Raw genomic sequence first — 23,910 nt, forward strand, 5'->3', positions numbered from 1 at the left:
GGTCAAGTGCTTTCAGCATCGCTAGAATTGCGCACTTTTTGATCAGAGGCGCAGCCAGCGCCCAACCGTCGCACTTGCCCCCCAAGTGATTCGACACCATACCGAGGTTAGACATGTCCACCCCCTCCACGCCGGCCAACCCGAAAGTCGGCTTCGTTTCCTTGGGCTGCCCGAAAGCCCTGGTCGACTCCGAGCGCATCCTTACCCAACTGCGCATGGAAGGCTATGACGTGGTGTCCACCTACCAGGACGCTGACGTCGTGGTCGTCAACACCTGCGGCTTTATCGACTCGGCCAAGGCTGAATCCCTGGAAGTGATCGGCGAAGCCATCAAGGAAAACGGCAAAGTCATCGTCACCGGCTGCATGGGTGTGGAAGAAGGCACTATCCGCAACGTGCACCCCAGCGTACTGGCCGTCACCGGCCCGCAGCAGTACGAGCAGGTGGTCAACGCCGTGCACGACGTGGTGCCACCGCGCCAGGACCACAACCCGCTGATCGACCTGGTGCCGCCCCAAGGCATCAAGCTGACCCCGCGCCACTACGCCTACTTGAAGATTTCCGAAGGCTGCAACCACAGCTGCAGCTTCTGCATCATCCCGTCGATGCGCGGCAAGCTGGTCAGCCGCCCGGTGGGCGATGTGCTCGACGAGGCCCAGCGCCTGGTCAAGTCCGGCGTGAAAGAGCTGCTGGTGATCTCTCAGGACACCAGCGCCTACGGCGTCGACGTCAAATACCGCACCGGGTTCTGGAACGGCGCGCCGGTGAAAACCCGCATGACCGAGCTCTGCGAAGCCCTGAGCAGCCTCGGCGTCTGGGTCCGCCTGCACTACGTGTACCCGTACCCGCACGTGGACGAACTGATCCCGCTGATGGCCGCCGGCAAGATCCTGCCGTACCTGGACATCCCGTTCCAACACGCCAGCCCGAAAGTCCTCAAGGCCATGAAACGCCCGGCCTTCGAAGACAAGACCCTGGCGCGGATCAAGAACTGGCGCGAAATCTGCCCCGAGTTGATCATCCGCTCGACCTTTATCGTCGGCTTCCCGGGTGAAACCGAAGAAGACTTCCAGTACCTGCTGAACTGGCTGACCGAAGCCCAGCTGGACCGCGTCGGCTGCTTCCAGTACTCGCCGGTGGAAGGCGCGCCGGCCAACGACCTGGACCTGGACGTGGTGCCCGATGACGTCAAGCAGGACCGTTGGGAGCGCTTTATGGCGCACCAGCAGGAAATCAGCTCGGCGCGTCTGCAACAGCGCATCGGCAAGGAAATCGAAGTGCTGATCGATGAAGTCGACGAGAATGGCGCGGTCGGCCGCTGCTTCTTCGACGCCCCGGAAATCGACGGCAACGTCTTTATCGACGGCGCAGGCGACCTGAAGCCGGGCGACAAGGTCTGGTGCCGGGTCATCGACGCCGACGAATACGACCTCTGGGCCGAAACCCTGTAACGGGTAAAAAAATCGAAAAGCCCTGCTCTCTTCCCGAGATGCGGGGCTTTTTTAGGTCTATCGTTTTCTCAACACACGGCCTCCATCACGGCGGCCAGGCACAACACAGGACCCGGCGGCATGCGCCAGCACGTGATCATCCACACCCCGAAAAACAGCGACTACGTGGAACTGACCCGGGTCTGGGAGGCGTCGGTGCGCGCCACCCACGACTTCCTGCCAGACAGCTACATCGAACTGCTGAAAAACCTGGTGCTGACCCGCTACCTGGATGCGGTGATGTTGATCTGCACCCGCGATCATCGCTTGCAGATCACCGGGTTCGCCGGGGTGGCCGCGGGCAAGATCGAGATGCTGTTTATCGACCCGGCCCATCGCGGCCAGGGCCTGGGCCGGCAGTTGCTGAGGTACGCCGTCGAGCACCTGAATGCCTGCCAGCTGGACGTCAACGAGCAGAATCCCCAGGCCCTGGGGTTCTATTTCAAGCAAGGCTTCGAAGTCATCGGCCGCACGGAACACGACGGCATGGGCCAACCTTATCCGCTGCTGCACATGCGCTTGAAACAGCCGCACCTGCAAGCCGGACGCGGCTAAAAGCCACAGCCGGCAAATGGACCCGGGATTAACCGGCGCCAGGCAGGTACAATGCCCACCCCCTTTTACTGCGGCCCCTGTCATGACTGACCCGATTCGTCTCTCCAAACGCCTCATCGAACTCGTCGGCTGTTCCCGCCGGGAGGCTGAGCTGTTCATCGAGGGCGGCTGGGTCACGGTGGATGGCGAGGTGATCGACGAGCCACAGTTCAAGGTCGAGAACCAGAAGGTCGAGCTCGACCCGGAGGCCAAGGCCACCGCGCCGGAGCCGGTGACGATTCTGCTGAACGTGCCGGTGGGCATGGACGCAGACAGCGCCATGGCCAGCATCAGCGCCGACACCCTGAGCGAGGAGCATCGCTACGGCAAGCGCCCGCTCAAGGGGCACTTCCTGCGCCTGACCGCCAGCAGCGACTTGCAGGCCAACGCCAGCGGCCTCTTGGTGTTCACCCAGGACTGGAAGATTTTGCGCAAGCTCACCGCCGATGCCAGCAAGATCGAGCAGGAATACGTGGTCGAGGTTGAAGGCGACATGGTGGCCCATGGCTTGAACCGCCTGAACCACGGCCTGACCTACAAGGGCAAGGAGCTGCCGCCGGTCAAAGCCAGCTGGCAGAACGAAAACCGCCTGCGCTTTGCCATGAAAAACCCGCAACCGGGCGTGATCGCTCTGTTTTGCCAGGCCGTCGGCCTGAAGGTCGTCGCCATCCGTCGGATCCGCATCGGCGGCGTGTCCATCGGCAAAGTGCCCCTGGGGCAATGGCGCTACCTGTCCGGCAAAGAGAAGTTCTAAGACCTCTGCCGCCTTACATTTCGGCGCCGCAGCCTCTGCGGCGCCCACTGCTGAATATCAGGATTGCACACCATGATTCATAACGACGTACTGCGCAGCGTGCGCTACATGCTCGACATCAGCGACAAGAAAGTCATCGAGATCATCAAGCTCGGCGGCATGGACGTGGCCCTGGCTGATCTCGTGACCTACCTCGACAAGAAAGAGGAAGACGAAGAAGGCTTCGTCCGCTGCCCGGATGAAGTCATGGCGCACTTCCTCGACGGCCTGGTGATTTTCAAGCGTGGCAAGGACGAAAGCCGTCCGCCGCAGCCGATCGAAGTCCCGGTGACCAACAACATCATCCTGAAAAAGCTGCGGGTGGCCTTCGAACTCAAGGAAGACGACATGCACGCCATCCTCAAGGCCGCCGAGTTCCCGGTGTCCAAGCCTGAGTTGAGCGCGCTGTTCCGCAAGTTCGGCCACACCAACTACCGTCCGTGTGGCGACCAGTTGCTGCGCAATTTCCTCAAGGGCCTGACCCTGCGCGTCCGTCCCTGAGCACCTCGGAGGCGGCTGACTGCGGTCACCGCCTCCGCGCATGACGCCGTATTCCCTGTAAAAATAGTGGCTCCGCTGCACCCGCCTGACGACTAGGGTAAGCCCCTACTCCAAGCCCTCAGGACTCGCCATGCATCCCTACTTCTCTCTGCAAGGCCGCACCGCCCTGGTGACCGGCGGCACCCGTGGTATCGGCAAAATGATCGCCAAGGCCTTTGTCGAGGCCGGCGCCAGCGTTTACGTGTGCGCGCGCGATGCCGAGGCCTGCCGGCAAACCGCCGAAGAGCTCGGCGCCCTGGGGCAATGCCGGGGCCTGGCCGCCAACCTGGCCACCGAAGAAGGCGTGCAGCAATTGGTTGCGCAGCTGGAGCAGGAGGTCGCACAGCTGGACATCCTGGTGAACAACGCCGGCACCACTTGGGGCGCTCCCCTGGAGAGCTACCCGGTCAAGGGCTGGGAAAAGGTCATGCAGCTCAACGTGACCTCGGTCTTCACCTGCATCCAGCAATGCCTGCCGCTGCTGCGCAAAGCCGGCTCGGCGCAGAACCCGGCGCGGATCATCAATATCGGCTCGGTGGCGGGCATTTCTTCCTTTGGCGAACAAGCGTACGCCTACGGCCCGAGCAAGGCCGCCCTGCACCAGTTGTCGCGGATTCTGGCGCGCGAGCTGGTCAGCCAGCACATCAACGTCAATGTGATCGCTCCAGGGCGCTTTCCGAGCAAGATGACCCAGCACATCGGCAACGATGAGCAGGCACTGGCGGACGACACCGCGCTGATCCCCATGGGGCGCTGGGGCCGCGAAGAGGAAATGGCCGCGCTGGCCATCAGCCTGGCCAGTACCGCCGGGGCCTATATGACCGGCAACATCATCCCGCTGGATGGCGGCTTCAGCCTCTGAACCAGCGGCGTTCGCGGGCGCTGGCCGCCGGGTGCGCTATCATGCGCGCCTCACCCGGCCTCGACCCCTGACCATGACCTACAGCGTTTCCCCCATCGGCTTCGTGCGTTCCTGCTTCAAGGAAAAATTCGCCATCCCGCGCCAGCCACAACTGGCCCCGGCCGCGCGCGGCGTGCTGGAGCTGGTGGCGCCATTCGACCAGGGCGACGCGGTCCAGGGCCTGGAGCAGGTCAGCCATGTGTGGCTGCTGTTTGTGTTCCACCAGGCGCTGGAGGACAAACCGCGGCTCAAGGTGCGTCCGCCGCGCCTGGGCGGCAATAAATCCATGGGCGTGTTCGCCACCCGCGCCACCCACCGCCCCAACGGCATCGGCCAGTCGGTGGTCAAGCTGGACAAGGTTGAAGCCGGCCGCCTGTGGATCTCCGGCATCGACCTGCTGGACGGCACGCCGATCCTCGACATCAAACCCTACGTGCCCTACGCCGACATCATCGACAGCGCCCACAACAACATCGCCAGCACCGCGCCGCACCTGATCCCGGTGCACTGGGCCGACGAAGCGCTGCAGCAGGCTCATACGCACGCTCAGCGCCTGCAGGAACCCTTGGTCGAGCTGATCGAGCAGTGCCTGGCCCAGGATCCGCGGCCGGCCTATCAGGCACCCACGCCGGAGCGCCAGTACGGCGCGCAATTCTGGGACCTGGATGTGCGCTGGCATTACCCGCAGCCCGGCCTGATTCGGGTACTGGAAGTGGTCCCCGCCGCCTGAACCGCAGAAACAAAAAAGCCCGCGCTACCTTCTCAGGCAACGCGGGCTTTTTAGTGGAGCGAGGCGCTTACTTCTCGACGAAGGCGCGCTCGATCAGGTAATCCCCCGGCTCGCGCATACGCGGCGACACCTTGAGGCCGAAGCTGTTGAGCACTTCGCTGGTCTCGTCGAGCATGCTCGGGCTGCCGCACAGCATGGCGCGGTCGTCCTGCGGGTTGATCGGCGGCAGGCCGATGTCGCTGAACAGTTTGCCGCTGCGCATCAGGTCGGTCAGGCGGCCTTCGTTTTCGAACGGCTCGCGGGTCACGGTGGGGTAGTAGATCAACTTGTCACGCAGCGCCTCACCGAAGAACTCGTTCTGCGGCAGGTGCTCGGTGATGAATTCGCGGTAGGCGACTTCGTTGACGTAGCGCACGCCGTGGCACAGGATCACTTTTTCGAAACGCTCGTAGGTTTCCGGATCCTGGATCACGCTCATGAAGGGCGCGAGGCCAGTACCGGTGCTGAGCAGGTACAGGTGTTTACCCGGCTTCAAATCGTCCAGCACCAGGGTGCCGGTCGGTTTTTTGCTGATGATGATCTCGTCGCCTTCCTTCAAGTGCTGCAACTGGGAAGTCAGCGGACCATCAGGAACCTTGATGCTGAAGAACTCGAGATGCTCTTCCCAGTTCGGGCTGGCAATCGAGTAAGCGCGCATAAGCGGGCGGCCGTTGGGTTGTTGCAGGCCGATCATCACGAACTGACCGTTCTCGAAGCGCAGGCCCGGATCACGGGTGCACTTGAAGCTGAACAGCGTGTCGTTCCAGTGGTGAACACTGAGGACACGTTCGTGGTTCATGTTGCTCATGTACGGGGAACTCCTGGAAAGTTGTCTGCGCAAGCTCAGTGCACAATGAGCTGAGCACAATTGCATAGCATTCTAATGGCGGCGACAATATCTGTTAAATGGATTATTAAGATAAGGGTTATCGGTTATATCGATATGCGATTTACTCTCCGTCAACTTCAAGTATTCGTCGCCGTTGCCCAGCAGGAAAGCGTGTCCCGCGCAGCCGGGTTGCTGGCCCTTTCCCAATCCGCCGCGAGCACCTCGATCAGCGAGCTCGAACGGCAATCGAGTTGCCAATTGTTCGACCGCGCGGGCAAGCGCCTGAGCCTCAACGCCCTGGGCAAACAGCTGTTGCCACAGGCGGTGGCGCTGCTGGACCAGGCCAAGGAAATCGAAGACCTGCTCAACGGCAAATCCGGCTTCGGCTCGCTGTCGGTGGGCGCCACCCTGACCATCGGCAACTACCTGGCCACCTTGCTGATCGGCAGCTTCATGCAGGTCCATCCGGAAAGCCAGGTGAAGCTGCATGTACAGAACACTGCGCATATCGTGCAACAGGTCGCCCACTACGAAATTGATCTGGGTCTAATTGAAGGCGACTGCAGTCATCCTGATATTGAAGTCCAGACCTGGGTCGAAGATGAGCTGGTGGTGTTCTGCGCGCCCCAGCACCCCCTGGCCAAACGTGGGCACGCGACCATGGCGGAGTTGACCCACGAGGCCTGGATCTTGCGGGAACAGGGTTCAGGCACACGCCTGACCTTCGACCAGGCGATGCGCCATCACCGTAGCGCGCTGAATATCCGTCTGGAACTGGAACACACCGAGGCCATCAAGCGCGCGGTGGAGTCTGGTTTGGGGATTGGCTGCATCTCCCGCCTGGCCCTGCGCGATGCCTTCCGCCGTGGCAGCCTGGTGCCGGTGGAAACCCCGGACCTGGACCTGGCCCGGCAGTTCTACTTCATCTGGCATAAACAGAAGTACCAGACCTCGGCCATGCGCGAGTTCCTGGAACTGTGCCGCGCGTTCACCGCCGGCGTGCAACGCAGCGACGAGATCGTGCTGCCGAGCATTCCCTAGATCAGGATCACCGCCCATACGGCGGCAATCATGCTCAGTGCCACGAACTGCGCGGCGCTGCCCATGTCCTTGGCGTTTTTCGACAGGGGGTGGCGATCCAGGGAAATCCGGTCGATCGCTGCTTCCACCGCCGAATTGAGCAACTCGACAATCAGCGCCAGCAGGCAGACCGCAATCAGCAACGCGCGCTCGACCCGGCTGACGGTCAGCAAGAAGCTCACCGGAATCAAAATGACGTTGAGCAGCACCAGTTGACGGAATGCGGCTTCGCCGGTGAAGGCGGCACGCAACCCATCGAAGGAGTAGCCGGAGGCGTTGAGGATGCGTTTAAGACCGGTTTGACCCTTGAAAGGCGACATAAGGTAGGCAACTGAGCAAAAAAAGAAGTGGGAAAACTAGTTCAACAAGAGTCAAAAAAGCGTGAACAAACCAACCATCAGTGGCTGGAAATTGACTCAAGTTGTTGCAAGAGCAAGGCGGCCTGGGTTCGGGTACGTACCCCGAGCTTACGGAAAATGGCCGTGACGTGGGCCTTGATCGTCGCTTCCGACACGCTCAGTTCGTAGGCGATCTGCTTGTTCAGCAACCCTTCGCAGACCATGGTCAGTACCCGAAACTGCTGCGGTGTGAGGCTGGCCAGGCCTTCGCTGGCGGCCTTGGCTTCGGCAGAAACGCTGACCTGTTCAAACGCCTGCGGCGGCCACCAGACGTCACCGTCGAGCACGCTGCGTACTGCTTTCTGAATGACTTCCAGTGGGCTGGATTTGGGAATGAAACCGCTGGCACCGAACTCACGGGAACGCACCATGACCGAGGCTTCTTCCTGGGCCGAAACCATCACCACCGGGATTTGCGGGTACTGACCGCGCAACAGCACCAGCCCGGAAAAACCGTAGGCACCGGGCATGTTCAGGTCCAGCAGCACCAGGTCCCAGTCGGCCTTCTCGCTCAAGCGCGATTCCAGCTCGGCAATACTCGCCACCTCCACCAGCCGCACATCAGGGCCAAGGCCCAGGGTCAGCGCCTGATGCAGTGCACCACGAAACAGTGGATGGTCATCAGCTATCAGGATTTCGTATGTGGCCATTTTTCAAATGATCCTGTTTTTTATGGCTGAACCGATGCATTCGGCCCTCACCAAAACAACACAGATGCGCGCCAGAATGCGCCACCTGAAAACAGCACGATCAACGCCAAGAGCCCGGGAAAGCGGCGTTTCAAACTTCGGTCGCGCCCTAATCGGCGCCAAGCATGCCCAGCGAAGCCGGGGTGGTCAAGTTCCAAGCTTTGCGGCATCGTAGCCGGCTAACTAATAAGAGAGCCATCATGCGAAGCCGAGCCTTGCGTGCCGATGTCCTGATGCTGGTCACCGCCATTATCTGGGGCTCGGCCTTTGTCGCCCAAACCACGGGCATGGACCACATCGGTCCTTTCCTTTATTCCGGCCTGCGCTTTGCCCTCGGCTCGCTGTGCCTGCTGCCCTTGGTCCTGCGCCGCCCGCGCGGTGAACCCAAGGCTGAGCCACTGCTGACCCGGGGCCTGTTACTCGGTGGCGGCCTGATGGGGTTGGCATTGGCCTTGGGCATCAACCTGCAACAAGTCGGGCTGATGTTCACCAGCGTCACCAACGCCGGCTTCATCACCGGGCTCTACGTCATTGTAGTGCCACTTTTGGGGCTGCTAATCGGGCATAAGACCGGGTTGGGCACCTGGCTCGGCGCAGTGCTGGCGGTGGTGGGGATGTTTCTGCTGAGTGTCAGCGAGGGCTTCACGGTGGCCTCCGGGGACTGGCTGCAGTTGATCGGCGCCTTTGTCTGGGGTGGGCACGTGGTGCTGGTCGGCATCTTCGCCAGCCGTCACGACCCGATTCGCCTGGCCTTTCTGCAGTTCGCCACCTGTTCGATGGTCAGCCTGATCCTGGCCCTGTGCCTTGAGCCCATTGAATGGGCCGCGATCGTCGCTGCCGGCCCGGCCATTGTGTATGGCGGGGTGATTGCGGTGGGCATCGGCTACACCTTGCAGGTGATCGCGCAACAGGACGCGATCGCCTCCCATGCGGCGATCATTCTGTCGCTGGAAGCGGTGTTCGCCGCCATTGCCGGCGCCTGGCTACTGGATGAATCCCTGCAGATGCGCGGCTATATAGGCTGTGCGCTGATGCTCAGCGGCATGCTGGTGGCGCAACTCTGGCCCAGAAAGCCGCAAGCGCTTACGGCGCAGACGGCAGAAAGGGCTTGATCCGGTTATGGACCTCGTCATCGGGGTCGATGACCTGTTGATATTTAGCCGCCAGATAATGAGTGCTGAACACGTCCAGATAAGCGTCCAGCACCTCACTGGCAAGCGGGTCCTGGGCCAGTTCCAGGCATAACGCGGCCACCTCCGCCGTGCAAAAGTGGTCGTCGCGCTTGGAGCGTCGCAATTTATAGCGCGACAGTTGCTCAGGTTCCAGGCTGAGCACCGGCAAGTGTTCCAGGTACGGGCTCTTGCGAAACATCTTGCGCGCTTCGCTCCAGGTCGCGTCCAGCAGAATAAACAGTGGGCGCTTGCCCTCCTCCAGACGAACCTCGCTCACCACCCGCTCTGACGCCACGAACTCCCCCGGAAAAACGATGTACGGCTGCCATTGCGGATCGGCAATCAGCGCCAGCAACTCGGGATCGACTTCGGTCCGCGACCAGGGGAATGCGCTGGTCTCATCGATCACGTCAGCGATCAGCCAGCCGGTATTGCTGGGTTTGAGCGGTTCCACATCATGCATTACCAGGCACATGGCCGATTTGGCCGAGACCTTGGGCCGCCAGGCACACAGGCAATGGGAGGGAATAACCCGGCAGCCGGGGCAGCGTTCGGCCCGCGAACCTCGTGCAACGAAGGGTTTGACGGCACGGGCCAGGCGCTGGGCGCGCAAACGGGAAACAGCGTGGCTCATCGCAAGCAGCCCCGGCAAAGCAGAAGAATCGACACGAAAAGCACTCAGCAGGGTAAAAGTCGCGCAAGTTTATCAGAGCTATCTGCGCAAACCTGTACCGCCTTCCTAGCACTCCCCTATAATTCGCGCCACTGAACGCACAGCCCAGCGGCTGGTCGAAGCATCAGTCACTGCACCAGGAGAGTTTCATGTTGCGCTTTATCGTCCCCACCGTTGCCCTGCTGCTGGCCCTGCCCTTCAGTGCCCAGGCTGCGTCGTTGCAAGACTTCGAACTGAACAAAACGCTGCAGAAAGTGGCTGAAGAAAGCAATGTCGGTACACCCCGGGAAGTTAACGAGAACATCCTGGACCAAGGCTACACGGTTGAAGGTAAAGAGCTGATCAACCACCTCAGTGTGCAAGCCGACCACGCGGCAAAAATGCGTGAGAACCCCAAAGCGGTCTATCTGCAATTGGGCGCCAGCGTTTGCCGTAATCCGAACTACCGCAAGTTGATGGCCAGGGGCGCAATCATGCGTTACGAGTTCACCGAGAACCGCACCAACCGCCCAGTGGCCTCGGCGCGCTTCCAGGAATCCGACTGCCCCGCAGCCACCCCCGCCAAGAAAAAGTAATTACCCACTGGCTGGCGCAGCTGCCGATCATCGATCCGCAGCTCGACCGGCAAGCCTGCACTGACGTCCACGGCGCTCCCATCCAGCAAGCGCCGCCGATGCCCTCAAGCTGACAGCAATCGACTTCTCCTATCTCCTTCTGCCGTTCCCTCTGACGCTGACACCTGCATGTCTTGTTGGCGCGATAGGGTGCTTATCCGCCCATAGCGGGTTGGCGGCGCTCATTGATCTGTCGCTGAATCACCTGGCAAATCGCCAATATCCTGTTGCCAGGCAAGACTTTGTGGGCACATGATCGAGTCATTCAGAACGTACTGCCGTTAACTGCCTCGGGCAGCGGAGGAGCCCGATAACGTCTTGCCGTGCAACTGTTGTCTCAAACAAGGAAAAGCAGAATCGGTATTCTGCTCGCCAGGCCACTCAGTGACGGCCGCGGCCAGTCAGAAAGCTCAGGCAAAAAAGGTCTGGGCGAATAGCGACACATGCAGTGTCGTGGCGCTGGTGAATACCTCGCCCGTGCCGAAGGTTCTGTGCAGAAGGAGAAGTTTTTAATGCCTTACGAACCGAGTGACCTACTCAGCCGTCATTTTCAGAACGAGGGTATCGACCTCACCAGCAAGGTCGAAGAGCAACTCAGCCTGATTGCCCCCAACAGCCCGAATATCCCTCTTTATCGCGACATGATCCTGACCGTGCTGCGCATGGCCCAGGATGACCTGAACCGCTGGAACGCCAAAATCACCTTGCAGGCCCTGCGCGAACTCGAGCATGCGTTCCGCGTGCTGGAACAGTTCAAGGGTCGACGCAAAGTCACGGTATTCGGCTCGGCACGCACGCCGATCGAACACCCGCTCTATGGCATGGCCCGGGAATTGGGGGCCGCCCTCGCCCGCTCCGACCTGATGGTGATCACCGGCGCCGGCGGCGGCATCATGGCAGCCGCCCATGAAGGTGCGGGCCTCGATCACAGCCTGGGGTTCAATATCACCCTGCCCTTCGAGCAGCACGCCAACTCAACGGTCGGCGGCACCCACAACCTGTTGTCGTTCCACTTCTTCTTCACGCGCAAGCTGTTTTTCGTCAAGGAAGCCGATGCGCTGGTGCTATGCCCTGGCGGTTTTGGCACCCTGGATGAAGCCCTGGAAGTCCTGACCTTGATCCAGACCGGTAAAAGCCCGCTGGTGCCAGTGGTGCTGCTGGACGTTCCCGGAGGCAGTTTCTGGCAAGGCGCGCTGGACTTTATCCAGCAGCAACTGGAGGCCAATCATTACATCCTGCCCACCGACATGAAGCTGATGCGCCTGGTGCACAGCACCGAGGAGGCAGTGGCGGAAATCAACCAGTTCTACGCCAACTTCCACTCCAGCCGCTGGCTGAAGCACCAGTTTGTGATCCGCATGAACCACAAACTCAGCGATGGGGCACTGGAACAGATGCAGGCCACTTTTGCCGATTTATGCCTGAGTGATCACTTTCATCAGCATGCCTACAGCGGCGAAGAGCACGACGAACCCCAGTTCAGCCACCTGGCTCGCCTGGCATTCACCTTCAATGCTCGCAACAACGGTCGCCTGCGAGAACTGATCGACTTTATCAACCTGCCGGAAAACTGGGCCAATACTCAGACCAAGACGCAACATCGAGTCAGGGAGCCGATCAAGGTCACTTGATCAGCACGGGGTGGCCCGAGCCTTTCAGGGCAGGGCCACATTATCAGTCGTCTGAGCGACCGCTGAACAAGCGGTTGATCAGCTCCATCGAATACCCCCGATAACTCAAAAAGCGCCCCTGCTTGGCGCGCTCACGGGCATCGATCGGTAAATGGCCAGCAAACTTGCGGCGCCAGACGTCCTGCAACTGTTCTTGCCAGTCAATCCCCGACTCGCGCAAGGCCAGTTCGATATCGCCGCGCTGCAAGCCACGCTGACTCAGCTCTTCGCGAATACGCAAAGGGCCGTAACCAGAACGGGCACGGTAGGAGACAAAACTTTCGAGGTAACGAGTTTCGGAGAGCAGACCATCTTCGGTCAGACGGTCAAGTGCCTCTTCGATCATTTCAGGAGGGGCGCCGCGCTGACGCAGTTTACGCGTCAGCTCGACTCGACCATGCTCGCGTCGCGCGAGCAGGTCCATTGCAGTTCGCCGCACCGCGACGAGGGTATCGAGTACGGCGGTCATTGGCTCAATCAGCTATCAGCATCAGCCAGGTCAGCAACGCTTTCTTTGGCTGGCGAAGCTTTGACATCCGGAGCCGGGGTCAGCAGCTTGTCGCGAATCTGCTTCTCGAGGGCCGCCGCGATATCCGGATTGTCCTGCAGGAACTTGGCCGAGTTGGCCTTGCCCTGGCCGATCTTGTTGCCGTTGTAGGCATACCAGGCACCGGACTTCTCAACGAAGCCATGCAGCACGCCAAGATCGATCATCTCGCCGTTGAGGTAGATGCCCTTGCCGTAGAGAATCTGGAACTCGGCCTGACGGAACGGCGAAGCCACCTTGTTCTTCACGACTTTGACGCGGGTTTCACTACCAACGACTTCATCACCTTCTTTCACCGCGCCAGTACGACGGATATCCAGACGAACCGAGGCATAGAACTTCAGCGCGTTACCACCGGTGGTGGTTTCCGGGCTGCCGAACATCACGCCGATTTTCATACGGATCTGGTTGATGAAGATAACCAGGCAGTTGGCGTTCTTGATGTTACCGGTGATTTTACGCAGCGCCTGGGACATCAGACGGGCTTGCAGGCCCACGTGCATGTCACCCATTTCGCCTTCGATTTCAGCCTTTGGTACCAGAGCGGCTACGGAGTCGACGATGATCACGTCAACCGCGTTGGAGCGCACCAGCATGTCGGTGATTTCCAGGGCCTGCTCACCGGTATCCGGCTGGGAGACCAGCAGGTCGTCGACGTTGACGCCCAGTTTGCCGGCGTACTCAGGGTCCAGGGCGTGCTCGGCGTCGACGAATGCGCAGGTGGCGCCGGCTTTTTGCGCCTGGGCGATCACCGACAGCGTCAGCGTGGTTTTACCGGAAGATTCCGGACCGTAGATTTCAACGATACGGCCTTTTGGCAGACCGCCAATGCCGAGCGCGATGTCCAGACCCAGAGAGCCAGTGGAAATAGCCGGGATCGCCTGACGGTCCTGATCGCCCATACGCATTACGGCACCCTTGCCGAATTGACGTTCGATCTGACCCAGGGCCGCAGCCAAGGCTTTCTTCTTGTTGTCGTCCATTAAAGTCCTCACGTAATCAATAAGGCCTGACGGCCAACACCTGTATAAGTAGCCAGTATTATTCCACAGCGCTTGAGGATCGCCTACCCCTGATTTGAGATTTCTGCCGCTGCATGTTGCAGCAGCCCCTCTAGCGCGGCCTTCACCGTTTGTCGGCGGACCTCATCCCGGTTACCGGAGAAGTGCCGCAGCTCACTGACCAGCGTCTCTCCCGCGCCCCAGGCAAGCCAGACGGTGCCCACCGGCTTCTGTGGCGAGCCCCCGTCCGGCCCGGCCACCCCACTCACCGCCACGGCGAAATGGGCCAGGCTTTTATCCTGGGCGCCGCGCACCATGGCCTCGACCACCTCGCGGCTGACCGCGCCCACCGAGGCGAAAAGCTCGGCAGGCACTTCCAACTGCTGGGTTTTCTGCCGATTGGAATAGGTGACATACCCGGCCTCGAACCAGGCCGAGCTACCGGGAATACGAGTGATGGCTTCGGCGATTCCGCCGCCGGTGCAGGACTCGGCCGTCGTGACATGGGCATTGAGCAGCTGCAGGCGCCTGCCAAGTTCAGCGGCGAGTTGAGTGATTTCTTTCACGGAGGCCTCTCCTGATGGGGCTGGCAAGTGACTTACCGTACACCAGCAGGTTGCGCTTGCAAGACACAGTCTGGATCAAAATGTCAGTGACGGATCGCCCTGATATAGGCCTGGCATGCCTGCAGGGCAATCAGTCCGCGGTCTCCGGCGTCGGTGATGGCGATAATTCGTTGAGCATGCGCCGGGTCAAGTCGGGCTCGTGAGCCTGCATGAACCAGGCCGCCGCTGGTGGCGGAGGCTGGCACTGGGCAGCCGGCGTGTGGATCGTCGGCGTCGAGTAAGACTGACAAGCGCAAATCAGCAGTGGCAAGGCGATCGCGCAAGCGACCTTGATCACGTTGTGCATCGGTTAATGCTCGGTAATGAACTTGCTCGCTGGCCTGCAGCTGTTGCTCCAGCACCAGGCGTTTATCCTGCTCGGCGCGCTGTTGCGTTGCAGCCGACAGGGCCAGTTGATCCAGGGTCTCACTGTGCAATCGAGCCTGTTCTGCCAATTGCCCGGCGTAACGCCAACCCTGAATACGCCAGGCCAGCGCCGCCGAGCCGCCGGCCACGACGGCCAACAGCACGACAACCCCTAGCACCCGATAAGTTGCGAGGTTCAGACCGAGGGCTGGCATAACACCGCCCTCGCCCGAGCCCAGAGCTGCAAGCGATCCTGCAGCCCATTCAAACCGCCGTTGATGCGGCGGGTAATGCTGTTGAACTCGTCGCGATCGGCCAGGGCATTAAGCCCGCCCTGTTCCCAGAACCAGGCCGCCGACTCGGCGGCCCATTGCGGCTGCTCCAGCAGTTGCGGCAGCTCCAGCAGGCGCTCATCGCCGAACAGCGCCAGGCTGCAACGACGATAATTGCTGCGCCCGGTGACCTGAATCAGCCCGCGCCCGCGAAAACGCTGGCCATCGCCATCGGCTTGCGGCGTATTGCCCAAGCGCGCGGCGAGGGTGCCGGTGTCGTATTTGCTCAGGTATTGATCGCTGCCCAGTTCACGCACGTATTGCAGTTGCCCGGATTCATGCCCGATCTGAGCGAGAAAGGCCGCCTGACGCTTCGGCGTATCGATCTGCCGACGGGCCATGGCGGTGTTGAGTGGAGAAACAAAAACGCCCGCTTGGCGGCGGGCGTTGGGGAGGATTTGTTGCAGTTGTTGTTCGGTGATTTGCATGGGTGAGGTTCGAGTCTCATAAAAAATGCCCCGTCAGTACGGGTCGCTTAGAGGTTTGGAATTCCGTCGGGTGTGACCGGCCAATCAATCACCTGGGGAAAGCCATCCTGTTTATCGATCCGATTCAGGGCGATACGGTATTGCTTCCAGAGTTTCAGATATTCAAGTTCATCAACTGTGGCGTTGTCGGTGTCAACGGCGTCCTGCAATGGCCCCATGCGGTTTGCAGCGATGGCGAGAAGCTTATCTCTGTCATCCTTGGCCTTCATTTCCAACTCTTTGAAAGTGAGTGGTAGTGAAACCGGATCAGGAGGATTATCTAGGCAATACCACTCATCAACGCCCACATCATCTTTCCCATCAACTGCGCGCCATCCTTGGCCATCATTTCTAACTGCATAGCCGCTCATAAACTATCTTCCCATCCAAGAATAATTATCTTTCCGTTTGCAGCTCTTGAGTTCCAAGCCATACCCATACTATGAAGCATCACATTTGCTTGGAAGCCACCCGAGAGATAGCCAAAAAGCGAAGGACCATTTATTCCAGAGTAATCATTGTTTGCGTAGCCAACTACAGGGGCTACAGAAATATCGGAATACGCTTCCGACGTAGTCAATGCGGCTACAATTTTCACAGTGGTTGCAGTTGGCGGTACAAATGCCGCCAAACTAATTGCGGTCATTACCCAACCAGTCCCGCCGCTGGCGGCAACCGGAAACTCCGCTACGTTAGTTGCTGACAGCTTTGCATACTCTGCAGTTTTCCCATTCTGAATAAACCTCAGCGGATACCTGTTAGTCGTCGAGTCTGTAAGAAACGCCCCCACACGAACAGCGACAAATCCAGCAGGTAAAACTGGATCATAAACAAAACGCAAAATGCTATTCACGGCAGTAGCATTCGCAACTACGCTGACAGTAATCTGCCCCTCAGAATCCACAGACTTTATAAATGCACCTGACGGGAAACTCGTTCCACCAAAACGCATTCCCGGACGCATTGAACTTGTGCTGGCAATGCCCGTTACCACTGAAGAGCCAGCGGTAGTAACGCACTGAATAACCGGCATCAGCGCAGCAATACCTGCCACTTGAGCGCCATTTGTCACAACCCAGGAGCTATACCAACTTGAAGCCGCCAGTGAGCCAACATCAAGACCATTCAACCCCGGTGTTTGAAGGTTGATGTTCACATCTACGCCATTCAAGGCCTGCGCGGTGGCGCCACTTCCAACAATAAGGCCTGTAGCCTTGACGGAGATAATCGCATTGGTGCCAGTAGCGGAAACCACCAATCCTTTATGGCCGCCGAAACCGGACAATGCTCGAAGCTTCTGCATCTCCAACACTAGCGCCGCCACATCGACCTGGCCCTGATTGATAGGGGCGTTCCAGGCCTTAATGCACCACATGACCGCTAGGTTCCGTGGACGGGTTTCGGAAGCGGTTCGCGGCGAACCATCGACGCCATTATTAATTGCTTCTCGTACTCCGTTTGTTGTTGGATTTCCCGTCCCAAAACGGGCGAGGTAGTCACCTGTGGTTCCGCCAGTCGAATATGGTCTAGCTGTATCGGCTGCGCTAGCGTGGTAGTGCCCCTGAAACGCATCCGCCTGCCAACTGCCAACAGACCGCCCCGCATCCACTCCCCGCCCATGATCCCACCCACGCAAAAACTCCCCACGCGACTCCGGCAAGCGAAAGTTGCCCGCCCCCTCACCACCGGTGTTGAACGCAGTCCCCAAATACGCCGCCAGATCCGGCAATGCCGCAATGCTCTGCACACTGCCATCCACTTCCAGGAACCCCGCCGGCACCGTCCCCTTGGGAAACGGCACCATGGCTCCCACCGGCAACGCCGACATGTTCTTCAACAATGCTTCGATCTCGGCCTTGGTGTAGGTCACCGACTTGGTGTACGCATCGGTAATCCCGTACGCCGCCAATGTCGTCCTGATCTTTTCCGGTGGAATGGAGTCTTTGACAATCGCCTTGATCGCCGCCAATAGCTGGTCATGCTCGGCCTCGAGCGGCTCATCGCCGCCGGCACGAATCACGTTCAGCAACTCGTCGGTCACCGCATTGCCCCACTCGGAGGAAATCAGTGATCCGACCTGGCCCGTGACCGGGTTCTCGTCGACAAACTTGCCATTCACCAGCCCAACGCTGGGTACACTCTTCGGGTAATCCATTCGTCTGTCCTTTGGTTATCATTGATATGCGCCGATCAAAGTTCGACGCAGTGCCATAAATCAGATAATTCGGGTTGCAGCGTTTTACTCGGAGACTGACGTCCGTACATTGCTAACTGACAGGATTCACTCCGCTATGTGTAGCGCGACGGGAGGCTTCAATTACCGAGTTTTCAACGATTGGGATAAGAGTTACAACCAGTATCAAATCGACACCGGAATACTTGGAGCTTAACAACGATGCGGAAGCTGAAGATGGATACTTAAGTCAAACCGTTAAAGTTACTGAAACTGGTCTGGAGACATTGGCCACTCCACATCCACTGGAAACTTCTCCTGCATCTCGATTCGGTTAAGCGCAATCCGGTAGCGCTTCCACCTGAGCAAGCTTTCTACTTCTTCCTCAGTAGCACTTTCGGTATCGATTGCGTCTTGTAAAGGCCCCATACGGTTTGCGGCGATAGCCAGCAACTTGTCACGCACGGCCTTAGCATCGACACTTAGCTCCTTACTGCTCGGAAGGACAGGGACTGGATCAGGTGGTAAGCCCGTGCAGTACCACTCATCGGCAGCAATATCGTCTGGGCCGCCAATAGCCCTCCAACCATGACCGTCGTTTCGAACTGCATACTTACTCATAGAGTGTCCTCCCAGCCCTGACAAGCCAGTACGTTGTAGTTATTACCGCCTCCTCCACACCAATAGATGTGAGATCCTTCAAGCATAAAAACGAATGGAAAGGAGCCTGCTAGACTATTTGCGGTGATGCTCATTGGCATAGGATTGACAAACGTCGGCACAGCACCCGGCGTTGTTAAATTATTGGGGGCTACCGAAATATTCCCGCTATTGGATCCTGCAATAGAAGCAACAAAACCCACAATAGAGGATGCAGTTGGAGGGACAAAAGCATCAGTCGAAATCGCAGTCCACGCACTTAGGACTCCTGATGTTTGAGCAGCCATGCGCGGGTAAACCGTCATATTCGAACCTGCTGCCAGTCTGTACTGGAGGCGGCAACCGATCTGGACGAACGACAATGGGAACTTCGACGTCGAATCGGTAAAAAATGCATTCACCCGCACAGCCACATAATCAGCAGGCAAAACCGGCTCATACACAAAACGCAGCGTAGTGCTCGCACTGGTCGCGGTCGCAGGCATGCTGGCAGTAATCTGCCCCGCCGAGTCCACGGACTTGATAAAAGCCCCCGGCGCAAAATTCACCCCGCCAAACGGCATGCCCGGGCGCATCGACGCGGTACTGGAAATGCCGGTGACAATCGCTGAACCCGCCGTGGTGGAGCAGGAGATAAGCGGCATCAGCGCTGCAATCCCCGCGACTCGGGTGCCGTTGGTGACCACCCAGGTGCTGTAGCAACTGGACGCTGCCAGCACGCCTGTATCCAGGCCATCCAGTCCAGTGGTCTGAAGATTGATACTCAAATCCACGCCGTTCAAGGCCTGAGCGGCACCGCCGCTGCCCACGATCAAACTGCGGGCCTTGACCGAGATCAGCGCGTTGGTTCCGGTAGCAGAAACGCAGAGCCCTTTATAGGGGGCGCCCGAAAGGTTCTTAAGCCTTTGCACCTCTGCCGCCAGCGTGGCGATATCAATATTTCCCTGATTGATCGGCGCGTTCCAGGCCTTGATGCACCACATCACAGCCAAGTTACGTGATCGGGTCTCTGTTGCGGTACGAGCCACCCGGGATGCGTCGAAGGTTAACGACGCAGCCTGAATGTCTCCGACAAGGCCGACATCTGCAACACCATTCGAATTTCTCGTTGTAAGCTTAAATGCGCCAGAGGTGCTTAGCCCTTCACCAAGAAACTGGTAACTGTTATTCGGATTCGCATCCAGACCCGCCACGATGTTTTGCAGAGCATCAGCCTGATAGGTTCCAATGCCGCGGCCGGCATCCACCCCCCGCCCATGATCCCACCCCCGCAAAAACTCCCCACGCGACTCCGGCAAACGGAAATTACCCGCCCCTTCGCCCCCCGTGTTGAACGTCGTGCCCAGATACGCCGCCAGATCCGGCAACGCCGCAATGCTCTGCACACTGCCATCCACTTCAAGAAACCCCGGCGGCACGCTGCCCTTGGGGAACGGCACCATGGCGCCGACCGGCAATGCCGACATGTTCTTGAGCAAGGCCTCAATCTCGGCCTTGGTGTAGGTCACCGACTTGGTGTAGGCGTCGGTGATCCCGTATTGCGCCAGCGTGGTTCTGATTTTTTCCGGGGGGATGGAGTCTTTGACGATGGTTTTGATCGCGGCCAACAGTTGGTCGTGATCCGCCTCGGAGGGTTGCTCACCCCCGGCACGAATCACGTTCAGCAGCTCATCGGTCACGGCATTGCCCCACTCGGAGGAAATCAGCGAACCGACCTGGCCAGTGACCGGGTTTTCATCAACAAACTTGCCATTCACCAGCCCTACGCTGGGTACACTTTTTGGAAAATCCACTCGTTTTCTAATCTCTAGTCATAGTTGATGTACACCCGCGTATGCGCCGGTGCACTGCGATGAATCAGGCATTCCAGGGCGCTGCCCGGGTTGGTGCCAAAACGTTCTCCCCAGTAGCTGGCGCCGAAGCGCCGGCCCAGTAGCAGGCGGCCGCCGGTGTTGAGGGTCCACATGAAATGCGCCTGCCAGGTGCCGAAGTGCGCGTCGCCAAAACGCGAGCGGCCCATGCGCGGGGTGCGCAGTTCAGTGACGCTGGCGTTGGGGTAGCCCTGGCTACGGGCGATTTCGACGAAGTAGCTGGCACGCTGGCTGCCGACGGCCAGCAAGCGACGACGCACCGCCAGGCGGCGGTCGTCGAACAGCGGGGTCAGGCCCAGGCAGGGGTCAGGCAGGTTCATGACCTTTTCCCAATCCGGCACCAGTTCGCTGACGCTCGCCGGGTCCATTTCGTTTTGCAGGTCGACGGCGCGGGCGTCGATGCGCGCCAGTTCCTGGGCCACGCCTTGCAGCACCTGCTGCAATTCCGGCAGGCGCTCCGGGTCCCAGGCCGGGCCGCTGGGCAGCAGGCTGCGCAGTTGGCCCTGGTATTGCGCGGCGCTTCTTATTCCAGCCATACACAACCTCCGAACACCAACAGTTGGTTGTTGGCCGCGGGCACATCCTGGGTGGGTGCCAGCAGCCGGTGATCGCGCTCGCCGGTGGCGCTGCTGATGGCCTCGCTGATGTGGGTCAGCAGCAGGCTTTCGCCAAGCCCGGCTTCGCGGCTGTGCAGGTCGCGCAGTTCAGCCTCGACGGCGGCGCGCACGGCGCTGGTGTCGGGGGTCAGGCGCAGTCGGTAGGTCACGGGTTGCATCACCGGCGCCAGCACATAGAGCTCGGCGGTCACCGGGCGCAGCGGCTCGATGTAGGCCTGAACCTGCGCCAGTTGCTCGGCATTGGGGATCGGCTGCGGGTCGTCGTCGCGCATCACAAACAGGCCGACGGTGCCCGGGCCCAGGTAGTTGCGGCGGCACCAGGCACGGGTGATCCCGGCGCATTCCAGGGCCCAGGTCTCGTAGTCGTCGGCGGCGCCGCCATGGGGAATGATGCGGTACGAACGAATCACCCGAGCCCGCAGCGACTCAAGGCTTTCCTCGGCCACGCCGCCACTGACGCCCGGCGCCAGCACCGTGAAACTGTTGCCGATGCCCTGGATCGGCTGCACCGGAATCAGGCTCAGCCCCTCCTCGGCATTGCCCAGGGTGCCGGCGTCCACGGCCTGGATGCGGGTGCTGTTCAGGCCGGCGCTGGTGGTGCGCGCCGCGGTCACTTTGTAACTGCGGCCGTCACTGCTTTGCAGCAGGGTATCGACATCCAGCACGGCACCGGCCACGGCACTGAAGCTGACACTGCCACTGGCGGCCTGGGCCGCTTTGCGCGGCTGGTTCAGGCGCAGCGCGGCGATGCGTTCCAGGGTCGACTCATCGGCCTTGTCCGGCAGGATCTGCTCGGCGATCCAATCCAGGTAGCCATACAGGCCAAAGGCGGCGCCGCTGAGGGTGCGGGCCAACACTTGCGCATCGGACTGGCGCAGCGCATCGCTGGCCAGGTCGCTTTGGGTGCGCTTGATCAGCACCGGCAGCGAAGGCGTTTCAAACGGCATAGGTCACCTGCCAACTGTGAGTGGGGTTGATGTCCAGGCGCTCGCCATCGGCCAGGGTCAGCACCGTGCGCAGGTTCAGGCGCTGGGCGTCGAGGCGTTCGCTGATGATGTCGATGGCGCTGCAGTGGCCGTCGTCGATCAGCCATTGCAGGGCTTCGCGGGCATAGAATTCAGCGTCGAGCTGGGTCTGCCGGGTCAGCTTGACCCGCCGTAGCAACCACAGGCGCGAGCCGATGCGGTCGTCGGCGACACTGGGAAAGCTGTCGCCCCACCAGCCAAAACGCTCGTCGTCATCGAGGGCGTCGTCATCGGCGGCGCGGCGCCAGGTAAACAGGCTGATCAGCACCGAACGGGTCAGCGCGGCTTTCAGGTTCAGAGAGGTCAACATACTCAGCCCCCCACCGGCATGCCGGTCTGCCCCAGGCCCGGCTGCACACCGGAATGCACGTGCTGGATCTGGCTGATGCCGCCTGCGATCTGGTCGCCCTGGGAGACGATCTTGCCGCTCTGGGTCAGGGTCGGCGTGTCGATGTTCACCGCGCTGCTGGCGTAGATGTTCAGGGTCGCGGTGTCGATGTTCACCCCACTGCTGGCGCGGATGTTCAGGGTCGTGGTGTCGATGTCGATGATCCGCCCGCGCTTGAAGTGGATCTTGTCGCCCTCGTCGGTGTAGATCGCCACCTCGCCTTCGGCCAGGGCCTTGAGCCGGTAGCGCCGGTCGGCGACCACCAGCACCACGGCATGGGAACGGTCGCCGCCGAGAAAGGTGGCGATGCCTTCGGCGCCGGCCAGGGGGTTGCTGGTAAAGCCGTAGGGTTCGAAATGCTCCATGTCATCGCTCACCTCACCGGCGGTCAGGCGCATTTGCAGCGATTGCAGTTTATTGGCCGAGTTGGCGAGCACGACGGTGCCGCGCGCCAACAGGCGTGTCAGTAGGCTCATGGTGGAATCCTTTGCAGCAGGTCGCCGCGGGTGAGAAGCCGATGGGCTGGCCATGGATGCTGAGCAGGACCGATTGAACGTCAGTGCCGGCAAGCGGCCTCTACAACGCTCAATCGGGCCAGGGCTTCAGCGTTTCGTCGGCACCGGGTTGGCGTCGAAGGTGGCGGGCGGCGCCACTTGCAAGGTGGTGATGGAACCGCGCTCGGACAGCGAGTAAGTGACCTTGGAGATCAGCATCTCCTGATCGAAGCCCAGCACCTTGTCGATCACCCGCACCAGGCAGTTATGACGCCACAGGTCGCCATTGGCCTGGCGCCAGCCTTGCACGCTGTAGGTGGTGGTCAGCGCTTTGCCCTGGCGGCTGGCGCTTTCCCAGTCGGCCCGCTGCTGGGCCAGTTCCGGGGTCAGTTGCGCCGCCTCGCTGATCACCGTGACTCGCTTGCGGGTGGTCTGCGCATCGCTCGCCACCCCGGACACTTCACTGACCGCGCTGCCGCTTTTCTGGTCGCTGCCCTTGTGCTGACCGATCACCCGGTACTCGGAAAACACCGCAGAGAAATCCATCGCTGCATTCGCCGACAGGATGTTCTTGCCCAGCTCCAGCACATCACTGGCGCGCCCGCCGCTGCCCGGTGCCGCCAACAGCAACGCGCCTTCGACATCGTCGGTGGAAAACACCCGGTACAGGGTCAGCAAGCGGTCGATGGAAGCGAACACCGTTTCCCCCGGGACGATGCTGTGGGTGTGCAACTTGCTGGTGGTGGGGATTTCGCTGCGCACGGTCACCCCATAGGGCTGGGCCAGGGCGCGCACGATGCTCAGCAGGTCCTGCTCGCGCCATTGGCTGGGGCGATTGATGGCGGCGCAATCCACCAGGTCCTGGGTCAGCGAACTGCCCTGGATACTCAGGCTGATTTGCTTGCCGTCGTAACTGATGGGCGCCTTGTACACGTGCCCGGTGAGCACCAGGTCGCAGCCGATACGCACCTGGCAGCGCGCGCCGGGCTTGATCCGCACCTGCTGGTCCTGCCCTGGCCACTGCCAGGTGATGTTCATGCTGAAGGTGCGAAACTGACGCTCCAGATCGGCGACGATTTCCACGTTTTTCCAGCCGCTGTAATCCAGACCGTCCACGGTCAGGGTCACGGTATTCTGCAGTTCGGTCATGGC

At 60.3% G+C, this 23,910-nt stretch carries 29 protein-coding genes; 11 read left to right on the forward strand and 18 right to left on the reverse strand.

Annotated elements, in window-relative coordinates; translation table 11 throughout:
* Positions 1 to 113: 113 nt before the first annotated feature.
* The 6 genes from rimO (at position 114) to tsaA (ending at position 5,048) form a co-directional block, all read left to right on the forward strand.
* On the forward strand, positions 114 to 1,451 hold the full coding sequence (gene rimO / locus CF161_RS10425; protein ID WP_020296539.1) for a 30S ribosomal protein S12 methylthiotransferase RimO: 1,338 nt from the start codon (positions 114 to 116) through the stop codon (positions 1,449 to 1,451).
* Between the two features lie 120 nt (positions 1,452 to 1,571).
* Complete coding sequence (locus CF161_RS10430; RefSeq protein ID WP_020296540.1) at positions 1,572 to 2,045, forward strand: GNAT family N-acetyltransferase; 474 nt, start codon at positions 1,572 to 1,574, stop codon at positions 2,043 to 2,045.
* Between the two features lie 82 nt (positions 2,046 to 2,127).
* On the forward strand, positions 2,128 to 2,838 hold the full coding sequence (locus CF161_RS10435) for an rRNA pseudouridine synthase (protein WP_020296541.1): 711 nt from the start codon (positions 2,128 to 2,130) through the stop codon (positions 2,836 to 2,838).
* 72 nt (positions 2,839 to 2,910) lie between these two features.
* Positions 2,911 to 3,378: a DUF1456 family protein gene (locus CF161_RS10440; RefSeq protein WP_020296542.1), complete on the forward strand. Its 468-nt coding sequence runs from the start codon at positions 2,911 to 2,913 to the stop codon at positions 3,376 to 3,378.
* A gap of 130 nt (positions 3,379 to 3,508) precedes the next feature.
* Complete coding sequence (locus CF161_RS10445; RefSeq protein ID WP_020296543.1) at positions 3,509 to 4,279, forward strand: SDR family oxidoreductase; 771 nt, start codon at positions 3,509 to 3,511, stop codon at positions 4,277 to 4,279.
* Between the two features lie 73 nt (positions 4,280 to 4,352).
* Positions 4,353 to 5,048, forward strand: coding sequence for a tRNA (N6-threonylcarbamoyladenosine(37)-N6)-methyltransferase TrmO (gene tsaA, locus CF161_RS10450; protein WP_020296544.1), 696 nt, complete (start codon positions 4,353 to 4,355; stop codon positions 5,046 to 5,048).
* A 67-nt stretch (positions 5,049 to 5,115) separates the two neighbouring features.
* Here the strand turns inward: tsaA and fpr are convergent, their stop codons facing one another.
* Positions 5,116 to 5,895 carry a ferredoxin-NADP reductase gene (fpr, locus tag CF161_RS10455; protein WP_003443014.1) on the reverse strand — a complete coding sequence of 260 codons (780 nt, stop codon included), beginning with the start codon at positions 5,893 to 5,895 and terminating at the stop codon, positions 5,116 to 5,118.
* Between the two features lie 135 nt (positions 5,896 to 6,030).
* Between fpr and CF161_RS10460 the strand changes: the two genes are divergently transcribed.
* On the forward strand, positions 6,031 to 6,957 hold the full coding sequence (locus CF161_RS10460; protein WP_043229099.1) for a LysR family transcriptional regulator: 927 nt from the start codon (positions 6,031 to 6,033) through the stop codon (positions 6,955 to 6,957).
* Here CF161_RS10460 and CF161_RS10465 read toward each other — a convergent pair.
* Both CF161_RS10465 and erdR read right to left on the reverse strand, forming a co-directional pair.
* Positions 6,954 to 7,316, reverse strand: a complete 363-nt coding sequence (locus CF161_RS10465) for a diacylglycerol kinase (RefSeq protein WP_020296546.1) — start codon at positions 7,314 to 7,316, stop codon at positions 6,954 to 6,956. The two genes, CF161_RS10460 and CF161_RS10465, sit on opposite strands and share 4 nt — an antisense overlap.
* A 77-nt stretch (positions 7,317 to 7,393) precedes the next feature.
* On the reverse strand, positions 7,394 to 8,044 hold the full coding sequence (erdR, locus tag CF161_RS10470; RefSeq protein ID WP_020296547.1) for a response regulator transcription factor ErdR: 651 nt from the start codon (positions 8,042 to 8,044) through the stop codon (positions 7,394 to 7,396).
* On the opposite strand from erdR, the gene CF161_RS32805 reads away from it, so the two are divergent.
* Positions 8,037 to 8,258 carry a hypothetical protein gene (locus CF161_RS32805; RefSeq protein ID WP_156882676.1) on the forward strand — a complete coding sequence of 74 codons (222 nt, stop codon included), beginning with the start codon at positions 8,037 to 8,039 and terminating at the stop codon, positions 8,256 to 8,258. The genes erdR and CF161_RS32805 overlap by 8 nt on opposite strands.
* Before the next feature lie 25 nt (positions 8,259 to 8,283).
* The gene (locus CF161_RS10475) at positions 8,284 to 9,195 is read left to right on the forward strand and encodes a DMT family transporter (protein ID WP_020296548.1); all 912 of its coding nucleotides are present in this window, start codon (positions 8,284 to 8,286) and stop codon (positions 9,193 to 9,195) included.
* Here CF161_RS10475 and CF161_RS10480 read toward each other — a convergent pair.
* Entirely contained in the window at positions 9,167 to 9,889 is a 723-nt protein-coding gene (locus CF161_RS10480; protein WP_020296549.1) for a tRNA-uridine aminocarboxypropyltransferase, read from the reverse strand. The genes CF161_RS10475 and CF161_RS10480 overlap by 29 nt on opposite strands.
* A 188-nt stretch (positions 9,890 to 10,077) precedes the next feature.
* Here CF161_RS10480 and CF161_RS10485 point away from each other — a divergent pair, with 188 nt between their 5' ends.
* Positions 10,078 to 10,503 carry a PA3611 family quorum-sensing-regulated virulence factor gene (locus CF161_RS10485; RefSeq protein WP_020296550.1) on the forward strand — a complete coding sequence of 142 codons (426 nt, stop codon included), beginning with the start codon at positions 10,078 to 10,080 and terminating at the stop codon, positions 10,501 to 10,503.
* 551 nt (positions 10,504 to 11,054) lie between these two features.
* On the forward strand, positions 11,055 to 12,173 hold the full coding sequence (locus CF161_RS10490; RefSeq protein ID WP_020296551.1) for an LOG family protein: 1,119 nt from the start codon (positions 11,055 to 11,057) through the stop codon (positions 12,171 to 12,173).
* Between the two features lie 43 nt (positions 12,174 to 12,216).
* On the opposite strand, the gene recX is transcribed toward CF161_RS10490, so the two are convergent.
* From recX to CF161_RS10565, 14 genes are all read right to left on the reverse strand, one after another.
* Positions 12,217 to 12,681 (reverse strand): recombination regulator RecX, encoded by a 465-nt coding sequence (recX, locus tag CF161_RS10495; protein ID WP_020296552.1) that lies wholly within the window; start codon positions 12,679 to 12,681, stop codon positions 12,217 to 12,219.
* 8 nt (positions 12,682 to 12,689) lie between these two features.
* On the reverse strand, positions 12,690 to 13,742 hold the full coding sequence (recA, locus tag CF161_RS10500; RefSeq protein ID WP_020296553.1) for a recombinase RecA: 1,053 nt from the start codon (positions 13,740 to 13,742) through the stop codon (positions 12,690 to 12,692).
* 83 nt (positions 13,743 to 13,825) lie between these two features.
* The gene (locus CF161_RS10505) at positions 13,826 to 14,326 is read right to left on the reverse strand and encodes a CinA family protein (RefSeq protein WP_020296554.1); all 501 of its coding nucleotides are present in this window, start codon (positions 14,324 to 14,326) and stop codon (positions 13,826 to 13,828) included.
* 83 nt (positions 14,327 to 14,409) lie between these two features.
* Positions 14,410 to 14,946 (reverse strand): lysis system i-spanin subunit Rz, encoded by a 537-nt coding sequence (locus tag CF161_RS32170; RefSeq protein WP_084471697.1) that lies wholly within the window; start codon positions 14,944 to 14,946, stop codon positions 14,410 to 14,412.
* A complete protein-coding gene (locus CF161_RS10520; protein ID WP_020296556.1) occupies positions 14,928 to 15,491 on the reverse strand; it encodes a glycoside hydrolase family 19 protein in 564 nt (187 codons plus the stop codon). The genes CF161_RS32170 and CF161_RS10520 overlap by 19 nt, the downstream gene beginning before the upstream one ends.
* A gap of 47 nt (positions 15,492 to 15,538) precedes the next feature.
* A complete protein-coding gene (locus tag CF161_RS32175) occupies positions 15,539 to 15,901 on the reverse strand; it encodes a tail fiber assembly protein (protein ID WP_084471699.1) in 363 nt (120 codons plus the stop codon).
* A complete protein-coding gene (locus CF161_RS32180; protein ID WP_020296558.1) occupies positions 15,898 to 17,685 on the reverse strand; it encodes a phage tail protein in 1,788 nt (595 codons plus the stop codon). Before CF161_RS32180 ends, CF161_RS32175 begins: the two co-directional genes overlap by 4 nt.
* Before the next feature lie 282 nt (positions 17,686 to 17,967).
* Positions 17,968 to 18,324: a tail fiber assembly protein gene (locus CF161_RS32185; RefSeq protein ID WP_084471701.1), complete on the reverse strand. Its 357-nt coding sequence runs from the start codon at positions 18,322 to 18,324 to the stop codon at positions 17,968 to 17,970.
* The gene (locus CF161_RS32190) at positions 18,321 to 20,156 is read right to left on the reverse strand and encodes a phage tail protein (protein WP_084471703.1); all 1,836 of its coding nucleotides are present in this window, start codon (positions 20,154 to 20,156) and stop codon (positions 18,321 to 18,323) included. The genes CF161_RS32185 and CF161_RS32190 overlap by 4 nt, the downstream gene beginning before the upstream one ends.
* Positions 20,157 to 20,170: 14 nt before the next feature.
* A complete protein-coding gene (locus CF161_RS10545; protein WP_020296562.1) occupies positions 20,171 to 20,770 on the reverse strand; it encodes a YmfQ family protein in 600 nt (199 codons plus the stop codon).
* Positions 20,758 to 21,798, reverse strand: coding sequence for a baseplate J/gp47 family protein (locus CF161_RS10550; protein WP_020296563.1), 1,041 nt, complete (start codon positions 21,796 to 21,798; stop codon positions 20,758 to 20,760). Before CF161_RS10550 ends, CF161_RS10545 begins: the two co-directional genes overlap by 13 nt.
* Positions 21,788 to 22,186 (reverse strand): phage GP46 family protein, encoded by a 399-nt coding sequence (locus tag CF161_RS10555; protein WP_020296564.1) that lies wholly within the window; start codon positions 22,184 to 22,186, stop codon positions 21,788 to 21,790. Before CF161_RS10555 ends, CF161_RS10550 begins: the two co-directional genes overlap by 11 nt.
* A gap of 2 nt (positions 22,187 to 22,188) precedes the next feature.
* Positions 22,189 to 22,740, reverse strand: coding sequence for a phage baseplate assembly protein V (locus tag CF161_RS10560; RefSeq protein ID WP_020296565.1), 552 nt, complete (start codon positions 22,738 to 22,740; stop codon positions 22,189 to 22,191).
* Between the two features lie 126 nt (positions 22,741 to 22,866).
* The gene (locus CF161_RS10565) at positions 22,867 to 23,907 is read right to left on the reverse strand and encodes a phage baseplate assembly protein (RefSeq protein ID WP_020296566.1); all 1,041 of its coding nucleotides are present in this window, start codon (positions 23,905 to 23,907) and stop codon (positions 22,867 to 22,869) included.
* Positions 23,908 to 23,910: the final 3 nt, after the last annotated feature.

Origin of the sequence: Pseudomonas sp. CF161 (genome assembly GCF_000416215.1) — a bacterium.
Classification (GTDB): domain Bacteria; phylum Pseudomonadota; class Gammaproteobacteria; order Pseudomonadales; family Pseudomonadaceae; genus Aquipseudomonas.